17 protein-coding genes are annotated in these 20,484 nt (G+C 72.9%); 8 read left to right on the top strand and 9 right to left on the bottom strand.

The annotated features are described in order from the left end of the window. Positions 1-53: 53 nt before the first annotated feature. From ACFY8O_RS31770 to zapE, 3 genes are all read right to left on the bottom strand, one after another. Complete coding sequence (locus ACFY8O_RS31770; RefSeq protein WP_387908548.1) at positions 54-1,445, bottom strand: alkaline phosphatase PhoX; 1,392 nt, start codon at positions 1,443-1,445, stop codon at positions 54-56. Positions 1,446-1,579: 134 nt separating this feature from the next. Beyond that, positions 1,580-2,005 carry an OsmC family protein gene (locus ACFY8O_RS31775; RefSeq protein WP_145812016.1) on the bottom strand — a complete coding sequence of 142 codons (426 nt, stop codon included), beginning with the start codon at positions 2,003-2,005 and terminating at the stop codon, positions 1,580-1,582. 81 nt (positions 2,006-2,086) lie between these two features. Further along, entirely contained in the window at positions 2,087-3,178 is a 1,092-nt protein-coding gene (zapE, locus tag ACFY8O_RS31780; protein ID WP_145812014.1) for a cell division protein ZapE, read from the bottom strand. A gap of 242 nt (positions 3,179-3,420) precedes the next feature. Here zapE and ACFY8O_RS31785 point away from each other — a divergent pair, with 242 nt between their 5' ends. The 4 genes from ACFY8O_RS31785 (at position 3,421) to msrB (ending at position 6,695) form a co-directional block, all read left to right on the top strand. Further along, positions 3,421-4,218 (top strand): pyrimidine reductase family protein, encoded by a 798-nt coding sequence (locus ACFY8O_RS31785; protein WP_387908551.1) that lies wholly within the window; start codon positions 3,421-3,423, stop codon positions 4,216-4,218. A 166-nt stretch (positions 4,219-4,384) separates the two neighbouring features. Beyond that, complete coding sequence (locus ACFY8O_RS31790; protein ID WP_208766137.1) at positions 4,385-4,837, top strand: indole-3-glycerol phosphate synthase; 453 nt, start codon at positions 4,385-4,387, stop codon at positions 4,835-4,837. A gap of 45 nt (positions 4,838-4,882) precedes the next feature. Beyond that, a complete protein-coding gene (gene murC / locus ACFY8O_RS31795; RefSeq protein WP_387908553.1) occupies positions 4,883-6,277 on the top strand; it encodes a UDP-N-acetylmuramate--L-alanine ligase in 1,395 nt (464 codons plus the stop codon). A 10-nt stretch (positions 6,278-6,287) separates the two neighbouring features. Continuing rightward, the gene (gene msrB, locus ACFY8O_RS31800) at positions 6,288-6,695 is read left to right on the top strand and encodes a peptide-methionine (R)-S-oxide reductase MsrB (protein WP_145812006.1); all 408 of its coding nucleotides are present in this window, start codon (positions 6,288-6,290) and stop codon (positions 6,693-6,695) included. Between the two features lie 113 nt (positions 6,696-6,808). Here msrB and ACFY8O_RS31805 read toward each other — a convergent pair whose 3' ends face one another. The 6 genes from ACFY8O_RS31805 to ACFY8O_RS31830 all read right to left on the bottom strand — a co-directional run bounded on the left by ACFY8O_RS31805 (position 6,809) and on the right by ACFY8O_RS31830 (position 16,348). Then, positions 6,809-9,001: an MMPL family transporter gene (locus tag ACFY8O_RS31805; protein ID WP_387908555.1), complete on the bottom strand. Its 2,193-nt coding sequence runs from the start codon at positions 8,999-9,001 to the stop codon at positions 6,809-6,811. 45 nt (positions 9,002-9,046) lie between these two features. After that, positions 9,047-9,595: a TetR/AcrR family transcriptional regulator gene (locus ACFY8O_RS31810; protein ID WP_145812002.1), complete on the bottom strand. Its 549-nt coding sequence runs from the start codon at positions 9,593-9,595 to the stop codon at positions 9,047-9,049. Between the two features lie 1,087 nt (positions 9,596-10,682). Beyond that, entirely contained in the window at positions 10,683-11,150 is a 468-nt protein-coding gene (locus ACFY8O_RS31815; protein ID WP_387908558.1) for a hypothetical protein, read from the bottom strand. Positions 11,151-11,352: 202 nt separating this feature from the next. Beyond that, positions 11,353-13,764, bottom strand: coding sequence for a GTPase-associated protein 1-related protein (locus ACFY8O_RS31820; RefSeq protein WP_387908560.1), 2,412 nt, complete (start codon positions 13,762-13,764; stop codon positions 11,353-11,355). 353 nt (positions 13,765-14,117) lie between these two features. Next, the gene (locus ACFY8O_RS31825) at positions 14,118-15,704 is read right to left on the bottom strand and encodes an MFS transporter (protein WP_145811996.1); all 1,587 of its coding nucleotides are present in this window, start codon (positions 15,702-15,704) and stop codon (positions 14,118-14,120) included. Between the two features lie 170 nt (positions 15,705-15,874). Then, positions 15,875-16,348 (bottom strand): MarR family winged helix-turn-helix transcriptional regulator, encoded by a 474-nt coding sequence (locus ACFY8O_RS31830; protein WP_387908562.1) that lies wholly within the window; start codon positions 16,346-16,348, stop codon positions 15,875-15,877. A gap of 204 nt (positions 16,349-16,552) precedes the next feature. On the opposite strand from ACFY8O_RS31830, the gene ACFY8O_RS31835 reads away from it, so the two are divergent. The 4 genes from ACFY8O_RS31835 to ACFY8O_RS31850 all read left to right on the top strand — a co-directional run bounded on the left by ACFY8O_RS31835 (position 16,553) and on the right by ACFY8O_RS31850 (position 20,475). Continuing rightward, positions 16,553-17,008 carry a MarR family winged helix-turn-helix transcriptional regulator gene (locus ACFY8O_RS31835; RefSeq protein WP_387908564.1) on the top strand — a complete coding sequence of 152 codons (456 nt, stop codon included), beginning with the start codon at positions 16,553-16,555 and terminating at the stop codon, positions 17,006-17,008. Between the two features lie 266 nt (positions 17,009-17,274). Continuing rightward, on the top strand, positions 17,275-18,303 hold the full coding sequence (tdh, locus tag ACFY8O_RS31840) for an L-threonine 3-dehydrogenase (RefSeq protein ID WP_387908566.1): 1,029 nt from the start codon (positions 17,275-17,277) through the stop codon (positions 18,301-18,303). 42 nt (positions 18,304-18,345) lie between these two features. Further along, positions 18,346-19,539, top strand: a complete 1,194-nt coding sequence (locus tag ACFY8O_RS31845; RefSeq protein ID WP_145811987.1) for a glycine C-acetyltransferase — start codon at positions 18,346-18,348, stop codon at positions 19,537-19,539. A gap of 30 nt (positions 19,540-19,569) precedes the next feature. Beyond that, positions 19,570-20,475 (top strand): LysR family transcriptional regulator, encoded by a 906-nt coding sequence (locus ACFY8O_RS31850; RefSeq protein ID WP_145811985.1) that lies wholly within the window; start codon positions 19,570-19,572, stop codon positions 20,473-20,475. Positions 20,476-20,484 lie beyond the last annotated feature (9 nt).

Here is a 20,484-nt window from a genome sequence, read left to right on the forward strand (position 1 = left end):
GGCGCTCCGGGCCGGCGAGCGGCCGGCCCGGATCACCCGTCTGCCGACCCGGATCAGCGCCAGGGGCCCGACACCGCGAACGTGGTCCCCGGCGTGTAGCAGTTCACGAACATGGTCCCGCCGTCCGGCGAGAACGTGACCCCGGCGAACTCACCCCACTCCGGCTCCTCGGCCGTCCCGATGTTCTGCCGTCCGCGTGCCATCGGATAGACCTCGCCGCGCCGCGTCACCCCGAGCACGTGCTGCGCGCCGCCGCCGTCCTCGCAGACCATCAGCCCGCCCCCGGAGGCCAGGCAGATGTTGTCGGGGGACTCGCCCGGGAGCTGGATGTCGGTGTCCGGGCCGAACACGATCACCAGGGTGAGCCGGCGCCGCCCGGGCTCGTAACGCCACACCTGGCCGAAGTGGTCGCCGGCCGATCCCTCCGCGCTGCGTGCGTAGCTGGAGACGAAGTACACCGACGAGCCCCCCCAGTAACAGCCCTCCAGCTTCTGGGCGTGGGTGACGCCCTTCGGCCCGAAGTCCTGCAACCGGATGGGCGTCGCGGAGGCCTGCGGATCCGGTACGGGGACCCACTCGACCCGGTCGAAACGCGCACCGGTCTCCTGGATCGAGGAGAGGTCGGGTACCCCCGGCACCCGCATGGCCTCCAGTGCGCCGCCCGCACGCAGCGAGCCCGTCCCGCCGAGCGGCTTCTCGGGGAGGAAGCGGTAGAAGAGCCCGAAGGGCTTCTCGAACGCGTCCTCCGTCTCGTACACGATCCCGCTCTCCGGGTCGATCGCGACGGCCTCGTGCTGGAAGCGGCCCATCGCGGTCAGCGGAACCGCGCCGGTGCGGCGCGGATCGGCACCGTCCACCTCGAAGACGAAGCCGTGGTCCTTCGTGTAGCCGTTGGTGCCGGCCCTGTCCTCGGTCTCCTCGCAGGTCAGCCACGTGTTCCAGGGAGTGGGTCCGCCCGCGCAGTTGACGGCCGTCCCCGCGACGGCGACGCGTTCGCCGCGGACCTGTCCGCGGGCGTCGAGTTCGAGGGCCGTGCAGCCGCCCTTGCCGGCCGGATCGTAGGTGAGGCCTTCGACCGTCGGGACACCGATCCTGCCCGTGACCCTGTTCTCGTGGTTGCGCACGAGATGGACCCGGCCGTTGCGGCCCCGGAAGGCGGCCATGCCGTCGTGGTTGCTGGGGACCAGGCCCTCGCCGGAGCGGAGCGGGTCACCCTCCCGGGACAGGACCCGGTAGCTGAAACCTTTCGGCAGGTCGAGCAGGCCGTCGGGGTCGGGCAGGAGGGGGCCATAGCCGCTGTGGCCCCGGGCGCTCGCGGTGCCGGCGAAGAGTTCGGCGAAGGCGCCGGTGAAGGCGACCGCGGCACTGCCGGCCAGGATCTGTCGTCGTGTCGCGAGCGGTCGGGACGCCGAGGCCGTCGCGGGTCGTCGAGGTGCGGATGTCATGAGGCAACTCCCTGTTGGCGGACAGGTGAAGTGACCCGCATGTGTGTACCACGCGTCGCGGCGCGCGGGAACCATGCGGGCCACGATGCCCCCTGTGTCCCCGGGGCCGCACGAGGCCCCAGGGACGTGCGGGATCAGGCCAGCGACGCGCTGAGCGTGATGGTGGTGCCGGTCAGCGCCTGGCTCACCGGGCAGTTCGCCTTGGCGTCCTCGGCGGCCTTCACGAAGCCCGCCTCGTCGAGGCCGGGAACCTCACCCTCCACCGTGAGGTGGATACCGGTGATGCCGGTACCCGGCTGGAAGGTGACCTCGGCCTTGGTGTTCAGCCGGGTCGGCGCCGTGCCCGCGTTGGCCAGGCCGTGGGACAGGGCCATCGAGAAGCAGCTGGAGTGCGCCGCCGCGATGAGCTCCTCCGGGCTGGTCTTGCCGTTCGCCTTCTCCGCGCGGGAAGGCCAGGAGACCGGGTACTCCCCGATCCCGGAGGAGTCGAGGGTGACAACGCCGTTGCCCTCGATCAGGTTGCCTTCCCAGACCGTGTGCGCCTGACGCGTGGTAGCCATGCTGGATCCCTTCGGACGGTGTGCGCGGTTGTACGGGACGCGCGGGCGCCGGTCGGCACCCGCACGCGCTCGCCCCCGAACCTACTGCCCCACAAGTCCCTTTGCGTCACGCGCCAGCGCAGTGAGACGCGAGATGGCCCGGAAGTACTTCTTGCGGTACCCGCCGTTCAGCATCTCGTCGCTGAACAGCCGGTCGAAGGGGACGCCGGAGGCCAGCACGGGGATCTCGCGGTCGTACAGCCGGTCGGCGAGGACCACCAGGCGCAGGGCGGTCGACTGGTCCGGCACCGGGCGCACGTCGGTGAGGCAGACCGCGCTGAGCCCGTCGGTCAGAGCGCCGTACCGGCTCGGATGCACGCGCGCGAGGTGGTCGAGGAGGGACGGGAAGTCGTCGAGGGAGGCACCCGCCGTCGCGTAGGCGGCCCGGGTCACCTGGTCGTCGGAGTACGGAGGCGGCGCCTCCGGCAGTCCTCGGTGGCGGTAGTCCTCGCCGTCGATGCGCAGCGGCCGGAAATGCGAGGACAGCCCCTGGATCTCGCGGAGGAAGTCGGCGGCGGCGAAGCGGCCCTCGCCGAGCTTGCCGGGCAGCGTGTTCGAGGTGGCGGCCAGCGCCACCCCCGCCTCGACGAGCCTGCTGAGAAGGGAGGAGACCAGGACGGTGTCGCCCGGGTCGTCCAGCTCGAATTCGTCGATGCAGAGCAGCCGGTGCCCGCTCAGGGTCCGCACGGTCTGCTGGAAGCCCAGCGCGCCGACCAGGTTCGTCAGTTCGACGAAGGTGCCGAACGCCTTGAGGGAGGGATCGGCGGGCGTGGCGTGCCAGAGGGAGGCCAGCAGGTGGGTCTTGCCCACCCCGTACCCGCCGTCGAGATAGACCCCGCGCGGCCCCGTGGGAGCGGCGGGCTTCCTGCTGAACCACTTGCGCTTGCCCGCTCCGCTGGCGTGCGCTCCGCCTAGCCCCGCCGCGAAGGAGGCGAGCACCGTGACGGCCTCGGCCTGGCTCGGCTGGTTCGGGTCCGGGACGTACGTATCGAAACGCACCGCGTCGAAGCGTGGCGGCGGCACCATCTCCGCGACCAGCCGATCGGCGGGCACGCGCGGTTCGAGGGCGCACAGGGACTGCGGGGCCGTTTCGGCTATGGGGCTCTGCCCCGGCACGGCTGTGGAGGACGACACAACTCTCCACCTTAGACCGTCCGGCACCGGGTGAGCGGTGGCCGGGGAGCGGGGCCGGGCGCGTACGGGGGAGGGGTGCGGGGGGCGTGGGCCCCCGGGGCTCCCCAGGCCCGCCGAGGCCGCGGGGCGGAGGAAGAAGCCCTGGTGAACCGTCGGCAGTGTGGTGGAGGGGCGCGCGCGGCCCCGCGCGGGCGCCCCGTCATCCGCCGGACGGTCAGGGGAGCCGTGCCAGACTGCTGGGCATGCGACGCCTGCTCCCTGTGACGGACCTGACACACCCAGCCGCTGCCGCCGCCGACCGCGAGTGGACGCTCGACGAGCTGGCCGAGGCCTACGCGTATCCGGACACCGGACGGTCCTGGCTCCGTGCCAACATGGTCTCCACCCTCGACGGCGCCGCCCAGCACGACGGCCGTTCCCAGGGCATCTCGTGCCCCACGGACATGCGGATCTTCGGCACCCTGCGCGGGCTGGCCGACGTGGTCGTCGTGGGAGCGGAGACGGTGCGTCTGGAGGGCTACCGGCCCGCCCGCGCCCGTGAGGCGTTCTCCGCCCGGCGTGCCGCGGCCGGGCAGGGCCCGGCTCCGGCCGTCGCCGTCGTCAGCGCGAGCCTGGACCTGGACTTCTCCCTGCCGCTCTTCGTCTCGCCCCTGGTCCCGACCTTCGTGATCACCGGTACGGCCGCGCCCTCGGACCGGGTCCACGCGGCCCGGGAGGCGGGGGCCGAGGTCCTGTTCGCCGGCGACGGCGCCGCGGTCGAGCCGGCCCGCGCGGTGGCGGAACTGACGGACCGGGGGCTCGGCCGGCTCCTCACCGAGGGCGGGCCGCGTCTGCTCGGCCAGTTCGTGGCGGCCGGGGTGCTGGACGAGCTCTGTCTGACAGTCTCCCCGCTGCTCACGGCCGGAGACGCGCAGCGGATCGCGGGCGGGCCCGCCGTACCGGTGCCGGAACGTTTCTCCCTTGTGTCACTCCTGGAGGAGGCGGGATTCCTCTTCAGTCGCTATACGAAGATCCGACACCAGCCGGACGCCGGAGCGTGAAGATCTGACACTTAGCGGAATTTGCCGTTCCGGTTAGCTTCCGATGGGCACACTTAGTCCTGCGACCCCGTGCGACCGCGGGGAAAAATGGTTTCAGCAACAGCGGCCGTCCCCGCGGCCGACGAGATGAAGCGGAAGGGCGCCTGTCGTGTTCACAAGCGTTTTGATGATCGAGAAGCCGCTCACTGCCGAGGACGTGGAGTTCGTCACGACCCTCCACGGCGAGGAGCGGATCTCGTTCGTCGTACTGATGCAGCCCCGCAGCGACCAGGCCGACGTACTGCTCCGCGCGATCGACGACGTCGCGATCGGCGAGCTACGGGAGGCCGTCCGCGAGGGAGAGAGGCCCGAGGGCAAGGAGGCGAGAGAGCCGGCCGAGATGGCCCTGGAGTACTCGCTCCGTGAGCTGCGGCAGGCGGGATCGGAAGCCGTCGGACAGGTGATCGAGGACCACCCCCTGGACAAGCTGAAGACCGTGGTCGACGACTCCGGCGCCGACGAGGTCATCGTGCTGACGGCGCCGCACTACGTCGAGGAGTTCTTCCACCGTGACTGGGCCTCCCGGGCCCGCCACAAGGTCGGTGTACCGGTGCTCAAGCTCTTCGCGCACAGCGAATAGGCTGGGGCCGACCCAGACACACGTCACACCTCGGGAGAGACACGTATGGCACCCGGTATTCCTGCCGCCCTGGAACGGCCGCACTTCATCGGCATCGGCGGCGCCGGAATGTCGGGCATCGCGAAGATCCTGGCCCAGCGCGGTGCGAAGGTGGCGGGCAGCGACGCCAAGGAGTCCGCCACCGCCGGTGCCCTGCGCGCCCTGGGCGCGACGGTCCACATCGGGCACGCCGCCGGACACCTCGCGGACGACGCCACCTCCGTGGTCGTCTCCAGCGCGATCCGTGCCGACAACCCCGAGCTCGTCCGCGCCGCCGAACTGGGCATTCCCGTCGTGCACCGCTCCGACGCGCTCGCCTCCCTGATGGACGGCCTGCGCGCCATCGCGGTGGCCGGCACGCACGGCAAGACCACCACCACCTCGATGCTCGCCGTGGCCCTGTCCGAGCTGGGTCTCGACCCCTCGTACGCCATCGGCGGCGACCTGGAGGGCCCCGGGACCAACGCCGCCCACGGTGGCGGCGACATCTTCGTCGCCGAGGCGGACGAGAGCGACCGGAGCTTCCAGAAGTACGCCCCCGAGGTCGCGATCGTCCTCAACGTCGAGCTGGACCACCACGCGAACTACGCGTCGATGGACGAGATCTACGAGTCCTTCGAGACCTTCGTGGGCAAGGTCGTCCCCGGCGGGACGCTGGTCGTCGCCGCCGACCAGCCGGGCGCCGTCGAGCTCACCCGGCGGGTCCGCGAGCTCCCCTCCCTCACCGTCGTCACCTACGGTGAGTCCGAAGGGGCGGACGTACGCGTCCACAAGGTCACCCCGCGCGGCCTGACCAGCGAGGTCACGGTCGTACTCAACGGCAAGTACCTCACCTTCACGGTCTCCGTCCCCGGCCGCCACTACGCGCACAACGCGGTCGCCGCGCTCGCCGCCGGTGTCGCCCTCGGCATCCCCGCGCACAACCTGGCCTCCGCCATCGGCAAGTACACCGGGGTCAAGCGGCGGCTCCAGCTCAAGGGCGAGGCGGCCGGCGTCCAGGTCATCGACTCGTACGCGCACCACCCCACGGAGATGACCGCCGACCTGGAGGCCATGCGCGGCGCGGCCAGCGACGCGCGCCTCCTGGTGGTCTTCCAGCCCCACCTCTTCTCCCGCACCCAGGAGCTCGGCACCGAGATGGGGCAGGCGCTCGCCCTGGCCGACGCCTCCCTGGTGCTGGACATCTACCCGGCCCGTGAGGACCCGGTCCCGGGTGTCACCAGCGAGCTGATCATCGATGCCGCGAAGGCCGCGGGCGCCGAGGTCACGGCCGTCCACGACCCGGCAGACGTCCCCGCCGCCGTCGCGGGAATGGCGAAGCCCGGCGATCTCGTTCTCACCATGGGAGCGGGCGATGTCACCGACCTCGGCCCGCAGATCCTGGACCACCTGTCGAGCTGAGGGAGCCACCGTGTCGTACGACGTCGAGAAGCCGGACGAGCAATGGCGGGCGGAGCTGACCCCCGCCGAGTACGCGGTGCTGCGCAAGGCCGGCACCGAGCCCGCCTTCGTGGGTGAGTACACCGACACCAAGACGGCGGGCGTCTACTCCTGCCGGGCCTGTGGCGCGGAGCTGTTCCGCTCCGACACGAAGTTCGAGTCGCACTGCGGCTGGCCGTCCTTCTACGACCCGAAGGACTCCGACGCGGTCGAACTGCTTCAGGACAACAGCCTCGGCATGGCACGCACCGAGGTGCGCTGCGCCCGCTGCGGCTCGCACCTGGGCCACGTCTTCGAGGGCGAGGGCTACCCCACGCCCACGGACCAGCGGTACTGCATCAACTCCATCTCGCTGACCCTGGCGCCGGACGAGAGCTGATCCCGCCACGCCGGACGTGCTCCGGCGACCGCGACGGCCCCGCCGGGAGGACTCCTCCCGGCGGGGCCGTCGCGTGGTGCGGGTCGGTCACCGGACCGGACGCGGGGGCGGGCTCACGTCTTCACGAGCTCGACGGGCCGCTCCGGCACCGGAATCCGGCTGTGCAAGCGCTCGCCCTCGATGTCCAGGTCGGGCAGCGCCCGGTCGACCGCACGGGGCAGCCACCAGGCCGCGCGCCCCACCAGGTGCATGAGCGCGGGCACCAGGGCCATCCGTACGACGAACGCGTCGATGAGCACGCCGATCGCCAGCGCGAAGCCCATGGACTTGATGACCGGGTCCTGCATGAGGACGAATCCGCCGAAGACCGCGGTCATGATCACCGCGGCGGCGGTGACGACACGCGCGTTGTGGCCGACACCGCTGATCACGGCCTCGCGTGCGTCGGCGCCGTGGACGAAGTCCTCCCGCATCCGCGAGACGAGGAAGACCTCGTAGTCCATGGCCAGCCCGAACAGGATGCCGATCAGCAGGATGGGCAGGAAGCTGACCAGCGGCCCCGGGGTGTCCAGGCCGACCAGTGACGCCAGGTGGCCCTCCTGGAAGATCGCCACGGTGATGCCGAAGGTCGCACCGATGGTCAGCAGGAAGCCCAGCGCAGCCTTGACCGGCACGAGGAAGGACCGGAAGACGAGCATCAGCAGCAGGACGGAGAGCCCGACCACCAGCAGGAGATAGACCGGCAGGGCGTCGGCGAGCTTCTCGGAGACGTCGATGCCGACCGCGGTGGCGCCGGTCAGCGCGATCGACGCGCCCTTCACGTCCGCAACCCGGTCACGGATCGCGTGGACGGTCTCCTCGGTCGCCGCGTCCGTGGGACCCGTCTTCGGGACCACGGCGAGCAGCGCGGTGGTGCCCTTCTCGTTCATCTGCGGGGCGGCCACGGCCAGGACACCCTCGGTGGCCGTGATGAGCGTGGTGGCCTCCTTCGCCGCGACCTGGGTCGACCGGGCGTCGTCGCCGGACACGACGGCGATCAGCCGGCCGTTGAAGCCCTCGCCGAACCCCTCGGCGGTCAGGTCGTACGCCTCACGGTTGGGTGAGCCGACCGCCTCGGTGCTCGCGTCCGGCAGCGAGAGCCGCATGTCCTGCACGGGCAGCGCGAGCGCGCCGAGACCGGCCACGCCGAGCAGCAGGACCGGAACGCGCAGCCGCGCCACGAGCCGGCCCCAGCGGAAGCCGGCGTTCTTCTCGTGGGGTGCCCCCGCCCCCTCGTCCGAGGGGGCGGCCTGGGCGGGCACCGACGTGCGCGTCCGGAGCTTGCGGGGCAGGACGCGGAGGCCGGCGAAGCCCAGGACGGCGGGGAGCAGGGTGAGCGAGACGAGTACCGCGAGAGCGACCGTGGCGGCGGCTGCCAGCCCCATGACCGTCAGGAAGGGGACACCGGCGACCGAGAGGGCCGCCAGGGCGATGACGACCGTGGCGCCCGCGAAGACGACGGCCGAACCGGCGGTTCCGGTGGCCCGGCCCGCCGCCTCCTCGGCGTCCATGCCCTCCGCGAGGTACTGGCGGTGGCGGGAGGTGATGAACAGCGCGTAGTCGATGCCCACGGCCAGGCCCAGCATGAGCGCCAGGATGGGCGCCGTGCTGGTCAGCTCCACGGTGCTGCTGAGCGAGAAGAGCCCGGCCATCCCGGCCGCCACCCCGACCAGCGCGTTCAGCAGGGTCATGCCCGCGGCCACCAGGGAGCCGAAGGTGAGGACCAGCACCAGGGCGGCGACCGCGACACCGAGGGCCTCGGTGGAACCGACCTCCGGGACCCCGCGCATGATCTCGCCGCCGTGCTCCACGCGGAGGTCCGCGACGGACGAGCCCGCCTCCCGGAACGCCTCGCGCTGCGCGTCGGTGATTCCGTCGACCCCGGACGTGAACTGCACCTGTACGAGGGCGTAACGGCCGTCCTGCGAGACGGCCTTCGACGCGAACGGGTCGACGGCCGCGACGACGCCGGGAACCTTCGCGGCCTCCTCGGTCACCGGGGCCACGGCGGCGGGGGTGAGCTTCCCGCCCTCGGGCGCGGCGATCACTATTGTCCCGGTCGCGCCACTCGCCTGCGGGAACTCCCGGGCGAGCGAGTCCAGGGCCTTCTGGGACTCGGTGCCCGGAATCGAGAACTTGCTGGTGGTGGGTCCGCTGAAGGCTGCCGCGCCCCCGCCGAGCAGGGCGAGCAGCAGGAGCCACAGGGCGAGGACGCGCCCTCGGCGGCGGAAGGAGAACCGGCCGAGCCGGTACAGCAGGATAGCCATGCGAAGGAGATGTCTTTCTCTTCGGTCTGGACGAGAGGGCTTCTGTCAGCCGGTGGGGTGTCCGAGGGTTCTCAGCGCTCCCTGGACCAGCTCGGTGCGCAGGGTGTCCGTGTCCGTGTCGATGTCGGCCGCGACCGTGACCGCCACACCGCCGATCACCATCTGGGCCATCGCGCGCGCACGAGGCTCCCGGGACCGCCCGGCCAGCGCGTCCGCGAGCTGGTCGACCGCTTCGGGGATGACGGCGAGCACGGGATGGCTGAGCATGTCGGGCAGTTCGGCGAAGATGATCTTGACCTCCAGGTGGAAGCGCATCGCCAGGCCGACGTAGCCCGTCACGGCCGGTTCGACGGCCCGGCCGCCCTCCAGCAGGGCCAGCTCCTCCCGCAGGGCCGAGAGTCCCTCGGCCGGCGGGGTCAGCAGTTCGGTGAGGATCGCGTCCTTGCCGGCGAAGTGGTACAGCAGGGACGCCTTGGAACAGCGCGCCTCGACGGCGATGTCCTGCAGCGAGGTCCCCTTGAAGCCGTGCTCGGCGAAGAGGTGCAGGGCGGAGTCGAGGATGTGACGGCGCATCGCGGAAGGCGGACGTGGCATGGGCCCACCGTAGCTGACCGATCGGTCAGCTCTGACCGCCCGGTCAGGATTCCGGCCGCGCCGGCCGCCGTGGCGCTACCGGTGGAGTGGCCAACCGCGGTGCCGGCCAGGGTTTTTGGCCTGGGAGGGTGACGGGTGACATCGACGGAGTTTCGGCCCCCGGGGGCCTCGCGGCGCGGCGGTCCGGCTTCGGGGCCGTGTACCCGCCGACGGCGCCGGGCCCCGGCCCGTGAGGGTGCGCCCGCGGTCGCCCGCAGGGCCGGCCGAACTGGGGATCACCTTGATCGGCACCGTGCCCCTCTACGGCGGCGGAGCCGACGGGGAAACGCCGGCCGAGGCGCCCCACCCGTACCCGGACGCTCCGCTGAGCACCACGAAGCGAGGAGGGGCACGCGCCCACGACACGGGCGAGCGGGGGCTCGACGGCCGGCCGGCCGTTCCGTGCGGCCAGGTCGGGACCCCGATGGGCGGTCTCCTTCCGTGGAGACCGCCCGCTGTCCGTCGCCCAGGGTCCCGGGACTCCTGCGCATCGAGCCGCTGCCCCTGCACACCCGGTCGATCCGGCGACGCCGCTCGCCTACCGGATCGGCACACCCCGGGACTGCGGACCGGGGCCAGGACCGGGCCGTCCGAGGTCGCCGTCGCTGAGCTCGACGAGGCGCGGGGGATCGACCGGCATCGCGAGCGTGCAGCACCGCCGCAACCTGCTCGACCGGGCGCACGGGCCGGTGCACGCGGCCGGCGGGGAGGCGGGCATCGCCGTCCCGCCGTGGTGCCCCGCTGCCTGGGGCGACGCAGGTGCCGAGGCCGAGGTCGCCGCCGCACGCGAACGGGAGACCGACCCGCGCGGCCGGGCTCCTATGCCGCTCCTCGGTCGTCCTGCCGATCCCGGGCGCCGGCCGCCGCAGCGGCCACCTGGAGGAGAACGTCGCAGCGGAGCGGCTCCGGCTCACCCGGGCCCATGGCGTTCGCCTCGTCCGTCCGGGGCCGCCCGGCCGGGTGTCCTTCGCCCGGGTCAGCCGTGTGCCCCGCCCGGGTCATGAGAGAGACCGGCAGCCGGGCCGTCCGCAGCCCGGGCAGGGGGGGCCTACGCGTCCTCGGAGTCCGCCGTCTCGGCCCGCAGCAGCGGGTGCGCCACCCCGGGGAACACCCGGGCCCGTACGACCTCCTCGGCCGCCCCGCCCTGTACGACGGTCTCGGCCACGCCCCAGGGGCGTCCTGCCAGCCGGATGGTCAGGGTGTACGACGCCGGGCAGCCCATGCACTCGTAGCGGTCCGCCCAGACCTCCACGTCCGTGACGCTGCCCGGGTAGCGCTTCACGTGCCGGTGCCGGGCGTGGCAGCGGTCACAGGTCTCACCGGGCTCGCACGTGCCGCCGCAGGGGCACGGCACGTCCAGGGTCTCCGCCGGCCGCCAGCGCTGGACGAGCAGGGCCTCGCGCGTGGCGCCCATGTCCTTCATCGCCTTGAGATTGCGTGCGGCGACGTTGTACGACTCACCGGTCGCGGCCATCCGGTCCCGGATCACGTCCTTGCGCCCGCGGTTCGTCGTCATGTCTTCCTCCTGGGTGTACGCAGCCCGTCAGGAGGCTCACGAAATCGACCTCCCTACGGTACCTGCCCCGCCCGGCCCGTGATCCCGGCCGGCGGACGCCCTGGCGGGCCGGACGCGACGACGACGCCCTGCCCCCCGCCGACGACGAGCTCACCACCGAGGGGAACCGCTCCTGCGGTGACCGGGCACGAGGGCAAGCCGCTCACCCCCGGCGCACCCGGCCCGCGATGCGCTTGCCGAGGCGGCCCAGCGAGCGGGACGGGCGGTTCCAGGTGCGGAAGGCGTCGAGCGTGCGGCTGCTTCCCTCGCGTTCCACGGCCTGCTCCACCGCCGCGACCTGCTCGGGCGTCAGGGCGCGTACCGCCGGGCGCAGCACCTCGTCGAGCAGGGCGGTCCTCGTACGGGTCCAGGCGGGGCCCGCGTGCGGGTGGGCGTTCCAGACCGTGTAGCAGTCGGCCGCGTACGAGGGATCGGCCAGCAGCAGGGCCCGTACCTCGTCGCGGCGGGCCTCTCCGGCGTACGCCGAAATCAGGTCCTCGTCCCCGCTGTGGACGAACGCGTACAGCTCCGCCTCGGGGCGGTCGGGGGCGAGCAGTTGCCCGGCGAGGGCGCCGTAGGCGTGTGCGAGGATCGAGGGCTCCACCGGTTCCGCGCGGGCGCGCAGCTCGCGCGCGCGGTCCGCCCATCCCGGTTCCGCCGTTCCCGTGCGCACGTCCCGGGCGAAGTCCAGCAGCATCAGGCAGGCTCGCACCCGGGCCGTGATCTCCTGCGGGAAGCCGCGCAGCAGATCATGGGCGAGCTGAGGGCCGTCCTCGTCGCCGTAGGGCGCGGCGAGTGCCGACTCGACGAGACGCGCCCAGGTACCGGCCGTCCGGTGGGCGTCGGACGTGGTCTCGGTGAGCAGGGCCCTGGCCTCAGCCGCCGTGGGGGTCTCCTCGCCCCAGACCAGCCCGACGGCGGTCCGCAGCACCAGCGGTTCCGCGAACGGGGACATGCCCGCCGCACGCAGCACCGTGTGCAGGATCTCCACCCGGTCCGCGCCGCGCGCCTTCGCCCCCGGCGCCTCGGCGCACATCCGCAGGTGCGGCAGCGCCTGGGTCCCGGTGAACGGCAGGGAGACCCGGATCAGGAGCCCCTCCGCGCCCGCCGGGTCGTCCGGGGCGAGCCGGTCCAGCTCGCCCAGGAGCGCCGTGCGGACGTCGAACTGCTCGTCCAGCAGGTCCAGCAGCGCCGGACACGCGCCCGCCTCGGGGTCGTCCAGGAGGGCCCGGGCCAGCCGGTGCACCACGCCGGGCAGCAGCTCGGCGCAGTCGATGCCGAGCAGCCGCACGATCCTCAGCAGCTGCACGGTCCGCGCCACGTCCCTGGACGCCACGGGGGAGAGCTCGGCCAGCAGTTCCTCGCCGAGCTCGTCGACCAGCGCGGCGAGGGCACGCTGCCCGGCGGGCTCATCGAAGGCCGAGCGCGCGGGCGGTTCGAGGCCGGGGTCCGCGCCCCGTACCGCCTCCGTCACCAGCAGCGCGGCGAGCGGGGCGGTCACGTCGGCGGGGCAGCGGCCGTCGAGTGCGGTCAGCAGCCGGAGCGCGGCGGCGCACTCGCCGGCCGTGCGGTCGTCGGCCGGCGCGGTCAGTGCGTCGGTCAGCTGCCGGGTGCGCTTCTCGTCCAGCGCGTACGGCCGTACGGCCGCCCAGTCGGCGGCGGCGGCGCGTTCGCCGGACCCCAGCGCGATGCCCGCGCCGAGCGCCGTCACCGCGAGCGGCCCGGGGGCGAACGGCTCGCCCGGCAGCTCCGCGGCCTCCCGGAACAGCTCGGGGGCGCGGCTGCGCCATATCCGGGCGGCGGTCCCCGCCCAGGCGTCGTCCACCGGGCCGGGGCGCGGACCGGAGGCGGAGTGGACGCGGAAGCGGGGGTCGCTGAGGTCGGGTGCGTCCTCGGGGAGGACCCCGACGACCTGGTGCGTGGTACGCCCGGGATGCCGCGTGTAGGTGGTGAAGGTCAGCCGCTCCGCGTGTTCCGCGGGGAGCACGGCCGTGGCCAGCGCGACCCAGCGGGCCACATCCGCGCTGTGCCGCTCCACGAGCACGACCGCGGGCGCTGACGGGTCCTCACTCACCCGGCGCAGATCGCTGAGCACGGCGGCGAGCCACGGACTGCGGGCCACGGCGAAGTCGCCGAGGCTCTCCCGGGTGAGCCCCCCGGAGGGGCCGTGGGCGGCGGTCAGCATGGTCAGCGGGTCGGGCTGCGTGCGGTCCGGGGTCGCGGACAGCCAGCCTGAGGCGCCCCAGGCGGCGACGGGGAGGACGCTGCCCGGCAGCGGCGTGCCCGCCGGGAGGTGCACGGCGTGGGAGTGGAACCCGCCCGAGGACGCCGCCACGGAGCGGCTGAGCAGATGACTGCCGTCGGAGAGCGCGGTGAAGCCGAACGCGACGGGGAGAGAACGCAGTTGGGTGTCGGTGAGCCGGTCGGGAGTGCCTGCCGGTGCCTCGTAGGCCAGCAGCGGTGCGGCCTCCGCGCGTACCGGCCCGGGTATCGCGGGGGTGACGGCGGTGAACCGGCCGGCGGACTCCCCGTCACCGGCCGCGGCGGAGGTGTAGTGCAACTGCGGGAGGCTCATGCGTAGGCCCTCATCGTCCCTGCCACGTGCGTCCCCGTCCCACGCACCGGCCGCCGCTCGCCGCCCTGTCGGTGCGGCCCGGCCCGGCGGAGCGACGACCCCGGCGGGGAGCTTTCCGTAGTCGTGCGGGCGACGCTATCAAGCCCTGACGCCCCGTTGGGCCGCACACCGTACCGGGGCGGCCCCACTTGGCCGTACGACCGATCGGACGCTTTCCGCCGGAGGGGTGGAGCGCGCGGACACGGGCGGCGACGGGCCCGTGGAGGACGTTCGTACGGCGGCCCTGGCAACGGGCCGGCCGGGTACGGGACGCGCGGGTGCGCGCGCCCGTACCCGGCCGGGCCGGAGGGGTCTCAGTCCTCCACGGCCTCCGGTCCGGTCCGGCCGCGCATGCCGATGCCGGCCAGCAGCGCACCGGCGACACACAGGACCGCGGTGACGATCACGGCGGAGTGCACACCGTTCATGAACGCGTTGCCGCTGCCCTCGACGACGGCGGCCCTCAGCTGCGCCGGCATGTCGGCCGACACGGGGGAGACGCCCATGGACACGGCGTCCTCGGCCTTCTGGAAGCCGGCCGCCGCGCCTGCCGGAACACCGGCCGACGTCAGCTCGCCGGTCAGTGTGGACCCGACCTTGCCGCTGATCAGCGAGACCAGGACGGACGTGCCGAGCGCGCCGCCTATCTGCAGCGAGGTGGCCTGCAGACCGCCCGCCACGCCGCCGTCCCTCTTCGGCGCGTTGCCGACGATGGCGTCGGAGGACGCGGACATCACCATGCCGACGCCCAGGCCGATGGCGAGGAACGGCGGCCAGAGCGCGGCGTACGAGGAATGGGCGTCCCAGGTCAGCATCCACAGGGAGGCCGCCGCCTGGAGGGCCATGCCGACGGGCATGGTCAGCCGGGGCCCGAAGCGCTGGGTTAGGGCGGCGCCGAGCGGCGAGGCGACCACGGTGGCCAGGCTGAGCGGCAGGGTGCGGATGCCCGCCTCCACGGGCGTGAAGCCCCGTACGTTCTGCAGGTACAGCATCAGGAAGAAGATGACGCCGAGCAGGACGAAGAAGTTGATCGCGGTGACGATCGTGCCGATGGTCAGCGACCGGTTACGGAAGAGGCGCATCGGCAGCAGCGGGTGCTCCAGCCGGGACTCGTACCAGCAGAAGACGGCCAGCAGGATCAGGCCGGCGGCGATCGCACCGAGCGTTCCACCGGAGGACCAGCCCCACGTCTCGCCCTTGACGACGCCGAAGACCAGCGCCACCAGGCCGACGGCGAGCAGGATCACGCCGGGCACGTCGAAGCGGTGGTGGCCCGTGGAGTCCTTGCTCGCGGGGAGGACGAGCATGCTGACGACCAGGGCGACGACGCCGATGGGGGCGTTGATGTAGAAGACCGACTCCCAGTTGACGTGCTCGATGAGCAGGCCACCGACGATCGGCCCGAGGGCGGTGGAGCAGGACGCCACCATGGCCCACAGACCCACGGCCATGCCGAACTTCTGGGGCGCGAACACCGCACGCAGAAGGCCGAGAGTGTTCGGGATCAGCAGCGCGGCGAAGAGGCCCTGCACCGCGCGGAAGGTGATGACGCCCTCGATCGAACCGGAGAGGGCGATCGCGACGGAGGCCAGGGTGAAGCCGAGGGTGCCCACCATGTAGACCGTGTGCCGCCCGAAGCGGTCACCGAGCTTGCCGCCCAGGATCAGCAGGGCGGCCATGGCGATCAGATAGGCGTTCGTGACCCACTGCAGGTCGGCGGTCGACGCGTCGAGGTCCCGGCCGATCTCGGGGTTCGCGATCGCGACGACCGAGGCGTCGAGGTTGACCATGAACAGGCCGATGGCGACGGCTGCCAGCGTCAGCCACGGGTTGGAGCGCCGGCCCGTGCCGGGTGGCCGGCTTGCGGGCAGGGGGGACTTGTCCACGGTGGTGGAGGACATGGAGGTGCCTTGTCTGTGTTCGTACTCGGAAATGTCGGGCCGTCGGTGCCGAGGGCGGCGCCGCGCCCGTACGCGTACGGCGGGGTGTGGCCGCGGCCTCGCGCGCAGCGCCACCGGCCAGGGCCCGGGGCGTCGAAGGCCCGTGAGCCCGGCCGGTCGGTGCGTGAGTGTCAGCCGGCGGGGGAGTGGAGGCGCCGCGTCAACGCCGTCAGCGCGCCCAGAGCCGCACCGAGGGCGTCGAGATCGCCGTCGGTGAGGGTGTTCAGGGCGCGTGCCATGTGCGCTTCCTTCAGGAGCCGCGCCTCGGCGAGTCGCTCCCGCGCCGTGGCCGTCGGGTGCAGATGGGCGACCCGCTTGTCGGCGGGGTCCTGCCTGCGCTCCAGCAGACCGAGCTCGGTGAGCTGCGAGACGAGGGCGCTGACGTTGTTCGGCTTCATCAGCAGGGCCTCGGCCGATTCGCGGACGGTGATCCCTTTGCGCTCCTCGACGAGGAACAGCAACGCGAGCTGGCCGTCCGGCAGCCGGGGGTGCGGGAACTCCTGCCCGACCTTCCGCTCCAGGGCCCGGTGCAGCGCAGGCAGGAACGCCACGAGCGCGGAGGCTACGTGGTCGACGTCCTGCGACGGCACACGGGGAGCGGGCATGCGCCGAGTGTAGGTACCGCTTAATAGCTATGTCAAAATACCTAAATCTCGCGTCGCTGTGCCCGCTTCCCCCGCACGGGGCACGGCTCGCCCGGACCGGGTGCCCTCCTCCCGTGGCATCGCGCGGGCCGGGGGCCGTGCCCGGAGTGGTATATCTGCGGGTGGGAGCCCCCGCTGACGGTGAAGTCGGCCGAAAGAAGGACCATGGACAAGCCCACGCACCTGATCGAGTTCGAGACGATGCTGCTCGGGCGGCACCTCCAGCTGGGCGCTCCCCGGGCCAGGCGGAACGGCGGCCGGCTGGACCGCAGCGCGTACACGCTGCTGAGCCGTATCCGGATGGAAGGCCCGATGTCCATCGGGCAGCTCAGCGACGCCTTCGGCCTGGACGCCTCGACCCTCAACCGGCAGACGGCCGCGATGCTGCGCGCGGGCCTGGTGGAACGCATCCCCGACCCCGAGGGCGGGATCGCCCGCAAGTTCCGCATCACCGACGAGGGGGCGAGCAGCCTCGACGCGGAGCGGGCGGGCAACATCAGCGGGCTGGAGAAGGTCATGGCCGGGTGGTCCCCGGATGACGTGGCCGCCTTCGCCGGGTACCTCACGCGCTTCAACACCGACATCGAGCGCCTCGACGGGCGGCCCTGGCCCCGTCCCTGACCGGGCCGGCCCGCCGCCCCGCGCGGTGAGGCGTGAAGCACAGCTGCGGCGGAGCTTAAGAAATCCTCGATGGACCTGGGGCCCCGCCGTGCGGCACATTTCTCTGTGACGGCGGAGGGCGGCGCCCGCGCACGGGTCCACGGGACGGACCGTCGCGCGACCGCGCACCCGCCCGCCGTACCCCTCAGTCGCTCCGGGCCGCCGGCACCTTCGGCGTGCCCGGGACCGGGGTGTCCACCACGCACCAGGTACAGGGAGCCGCAGCCGTGAAGGCACTCGTGAAGCACAAGGCCGAGCCGGGACTCTGGCTGATGGACGTGCCGGAGCCGGAGACCGGCCCGGGGGACGTGCTCATCAAGGTCCTGCGCACCGGCATCTGCGGCACCGACCTGCACATCCGCGACTACGACGGCTGGGCGCAGCAGGCCGTGCGCACCCCGCTCGTCCTCGGCCACGAGTTCGTCGGCGAGGTCGCGGGGATCGGCGCGGACGTCGTCGACATCGCGGTCGGTGACCTGGTCAGCGGTGAGGGCCACCTGGTCTGCGGCAAGTGCCGCAACTGCCTGGCGGGCCGGCGCCACCTCTGCCGCTCGACCCTCGGGCTCGGCGTCGGACGGGACGGGGCGTTCGCCGAGTACCTGGCACTGCCCGCGTCGAACGTCTGGGTGCACCGGGACAAGGTCGACCTCGACGTCGCCGCGATCTTCGACCCGTTCGGCAACGCCGTGCACACCGCGCTGTCGTTCCCCCTGGTCGGCGAGGACGTGCTGATCACCGGGGCGGGCCCGATCGGCATCATGGCCGCCGCCGTCGCCCGCCACGCCGGCGCCCGCAACGTCGTCATCACCGACGTCAGCGAGGCGCGGCTCGACCTCGCGAGGAAGGTCGGGGTGGACCTCGCGCTGAACGTCGGCGGCGCGACCATCGCCGACGGCCAGCGCCGGCTCGGCCTGCGCGAGGGCTTCGACATCGGCCTGGAGATGTCCGGCCGCCCCGAGGCCATGCGGGACATGATCGCGAACATGACGCACGGCGGCCGGATCGCGATGCTCGGGCTGCCGTCCGCGGAGTTCCCCGTCGACTGGTCGCGCGTCGTCACCTCGATGCTCACCATCAAGGGCATCTACGGCCGTGAGATGTACGAGACCTGGTACGCCATGTCCGTGCTCCTGGAGGGCGGGCTCGACCTCGCCCCGGTCATCACCGGCCGTTACGGCTACCGCGACTTCGAGGCCGCCTTCGACGACGCCGCGAGCGGTCTCGGCGGCAAGGTCCTGCTCGACTGGGCCGCCTGACACTTCTCGTACGCACCCGTACCCACCTGGGAGACACCCGACATGTTCGCATCCGTACGCGACGACCTGCGCATCACCCTCGACGAGATCCGCGAGGCGGGTCTCCAGAAGCCCGAACGCGTCATCGGCACCCCGCAGTCCGCCACCGTCGCCGTCACCTCGGGCGGCCGAGCGGGCGAGGTGCTCAACTTCTGCGCCAACAACTACCTCGGTCTCGCCGACCACCCCGAGGTCGTCTCCGCCGCCCACGAGGCGCTGGACCGCTGGGGCTACGGCCTCGCGTCCGTCCGCTTCATCTGCGGCACCCAGGAGGTCCACAAGGAACTGGAGCAGCGGCTCTCGGCTTTCCTCGGCCAGGAGGACACGATCCTCTACTCCTCCTGCTTCGACGCCAACGGCGGAGTGTTCGAGACTCTCCTCGGCCCCGAGGACGCGGTGATCTCCGACGCCCTCAACCACGCCTCCATCATCGACGGCATCCGTCTCTCCAAGGCGAAGCGCTACCGCTACGCCAACCGCGACATGGCCGACCTGGAGCAGCAGCTCAAGGAGGCGTCCGGCGCCCGGCGCCGCCTCGTCGTCACCGACGGCGTGTTCTCCATGGACGGGTACGTCGCCCCGCTGGCCGAGATCTGCGACCTCGCCGACCGCTACGGCGCGATGGTCATGGTCGACGACTCGCACGCCGTCGGCTTCGTCGGCCCCGGCGGCCGGGGCACCCCGGAGCTGCACGGCGTCATGGACCGCGTCGACATCATCACCGGCACCCTCGGCAAGGCGCTGGGCGGCGCGTCCGGCGGTTACGTCGCCGCGCGCGCCGAGATCGTCGCGCTGCTGCGCCAGCGCTCGCGGCCGTACCTCTTCTCCAACTCGCTCGCCCCGGTCATCGCCGCCGCCTCCCTCAAGGTCATCGACCTGCTGGAGTCAGCGGGCGACCTGCGCGAGCGGCTCGCCGCCAACACCGCGCTCTTCCGCTCCCGGATGACCGAGGAGGGCTTCGACATCCTGCCCGGCGACCACGCCATCGCCCCCGTCATGATCGGGGACGCGGCGAAGGCAGGCAGGATGGCGGAGCTGCTCCTCGAGCGCGGTGTGTACGTGATCGGGTTCTCGTACCCCGTCGTCCCCCAGGGCGCCGCGCGCATCCGCGTCCAGCTCTCCGCCGCCCACTCCACCGAGGACGTCGTGCGCGCCGTGGACGCGTTCGTCGACGCGCGGGCCGCACTGGAGGCGTGAGCCGCCCCTGCGAACAGGGACAATGAACGCATGATCGATGTACGGCGGCTGCGCGTCCTGCGGGCGGTGGCCGACCACCGGACGGTGACCGCTGCCGCCGCCGCGCTCTACCTCACGCCCTCCGCCGTCTCCCAGCAGCTCGCTGCCCTGGAGCAGGAGACCGGCCACCGGCTGGTCGAGCGCGGGGCGCGGGGTGCCCGGCTGACGGCGGCGGGGGAGATCCTGCTCACCCACACCGACGCGGTCCTCGCCCAGCTGGAGCGGGCCGAGGCGGAGCTCGCCGACTACGGCGCGGGTGTCGCGGGGACGGTGACGGTCGCCGCGTTCGCCACGGGCATCGGCCTGGTCCTCGCCCCGGCGATCGCCGAGCTGACCCGCACCGCGCCCGGCATCCGGGTGCGGGTGCAGGACGCCGAGGGCGACGCCAGCGTGCCCATGGTCCTGGACCGGCTGGTCGACGTGGCGGTCGCCGTGGAGTACCGGGGGGCGCCCGGTGACGGCGACCGGAGACTCACGCGGCTGCCCCTGTACTCCGAGCCCTTCGACGCGGTGCTGCCGGTCGGCCACCGCCTCGCCGGCCAGGAGCACGTCGCCGTCTCCGATCTCGCCGAGGACGCGTGGATCGGCCCGTACCCCGGCAACCCCTGCCACGACGTGGTGGTCCTGGCCTGCGAGTACGCCGGGTTCGAGCCCCGCCTGGAGCACTCGTCCGACGACTTCCACGCCGTGGTGGCCCTCGCCGGAGCGGGGGCCGGAGTGGCGCTGGTCCCCCGCTCGGCGCTGCGCGGCACCGAGCTCGGCAGGGTCGTCGTACGCCCCGTCGAGGGTGCCGCCCCGACCCGGCGGGTGTTCGCCGCGGTGCGGCAGGGGGCCGAGGGGCACCCGCTCATCAAACCCGTCCTGGAAGCCCTCGCCGCCGCGGCGGGACCCGCATGAGGGACCCGG

It is taken from the genome of Streptomyces argenteolus, assembly GCF_042902585.1.
Classification (GTDB): domain Bacteria; phylum Actinomycetota; class Actinomycetes; order Streptomycetales; family Streptomycetaceae; genus Streptomyces; species Streptomyces argenteolus.

What these genes read in the sequence shown, in the direction of transcription:
- ACFY8O_RS31770 (WP_387908548.1), bottom strand. Translation starts at nt 1,445, where the DNA reads ATGACATCCGCACCTCGACGACCCGCGACGGCCTCGGCGTCCCGACCG.
- ACFY8O_RS31775 (WP_145812016.1), bottom strand. Translation starts at nt 2,005, where the DNA reads ATGGCTACCACGCGTCAGGCGCACACGGTCTGGGAAGGCAACCTGATC.
- ACFY8O_RS31785 (WP_387908551.1), top strand. Translation starts at nt 3,421, where the DNA reads ATGCGACGCCTGCTCCCTGTGACGGACCTGACACACCCAGCCGCTGCC.
- ACFY8O_RS31790 (WP_208766137.1), top strand. Translation starts at nt 4,385, where the DNA reads ATGATCGAGAAGCCGCTCACTGCCGAGGACGTGGAGTTCGTCACGACC.
- murC (WP_387908553.1), top strand. Translation starts at nt 4,883, where the DNA reads ATGGCACCCGGTATTCCTGCCGCCCTGGAACGGCCGCACTTCATCGGC.
- ACFY8O_RS31805 (WP_387908555.1), bottom strand. Translation starts at nt 9,001, where the DNA reads ATGGCTATCCTGCTGTACCGGCTCGGCCGGTTCTCCTTCCGCCGCCGA.
- ACFY8O_RS31810 (WP_145812002.1), bottom strand. Translation starts at nt 9,595, where the DNA reads ATGCCACGTCCGCCTTCCGCGATGCGCCGTCACATCCTCGACTCCGCC.
- ACFY8O_RS31815 (WP_387908558.1), bottom strand. Translation starts at nt 11,150, where the DNA reads ATGACGACGAACCGCGGGCGCAAGGACGTGATCCGGGACCGGATGGCC.
- ACFY8O_RS31820 (WP_387908560.1), bottom strand. Translation starts at nt 13,764, where the DNA reads ATGAGCCTCCCGCAGTTGCACTACACCTCCGCCGCGGCCGGTGACGGG.
- ACFY8O_RS31825 (WP_145811996.1), bottom strand. Translation starts at nt 15,704, where the DNA reads ATGTCCTCCACCACCGTGGACAAGTCCCCCCTGCCCGCAAGCCGGCCA.
- ACFY8O_RS31830 (WP_387908562.1), bottom strand. Translation starts at nt 16,348, where the DNA reads ATGCCCGCTCCCCGTGTGCCGTCGCAGGACGTCGACCACGTAGCCTCC.
- ACFY8O_RS31835 (WP_387908564.1), top strand. Translation starts at nt 16,553, where the DNA reads ATGGACAAGCCCACGCACCTGATCGAGTTCGAGACGATGCTGCTCGGG.
- ACFY8O_RS31845 (WP_145811987.1), top strand. Translation starts at nt 18,346, where the DNA reads ATGTTCGCATCCGTACGCGACGACCTGCGCATCACCCTCGACGAGATC.
- ACFY8O_RS31850 (WP_145811985.1), top strand. Translation starts at nt 19,570, where the DNA reads ATGATCGATGTACGGCGGCTGCGCGTCCTGCGGGCGGTGGCCGACCAC.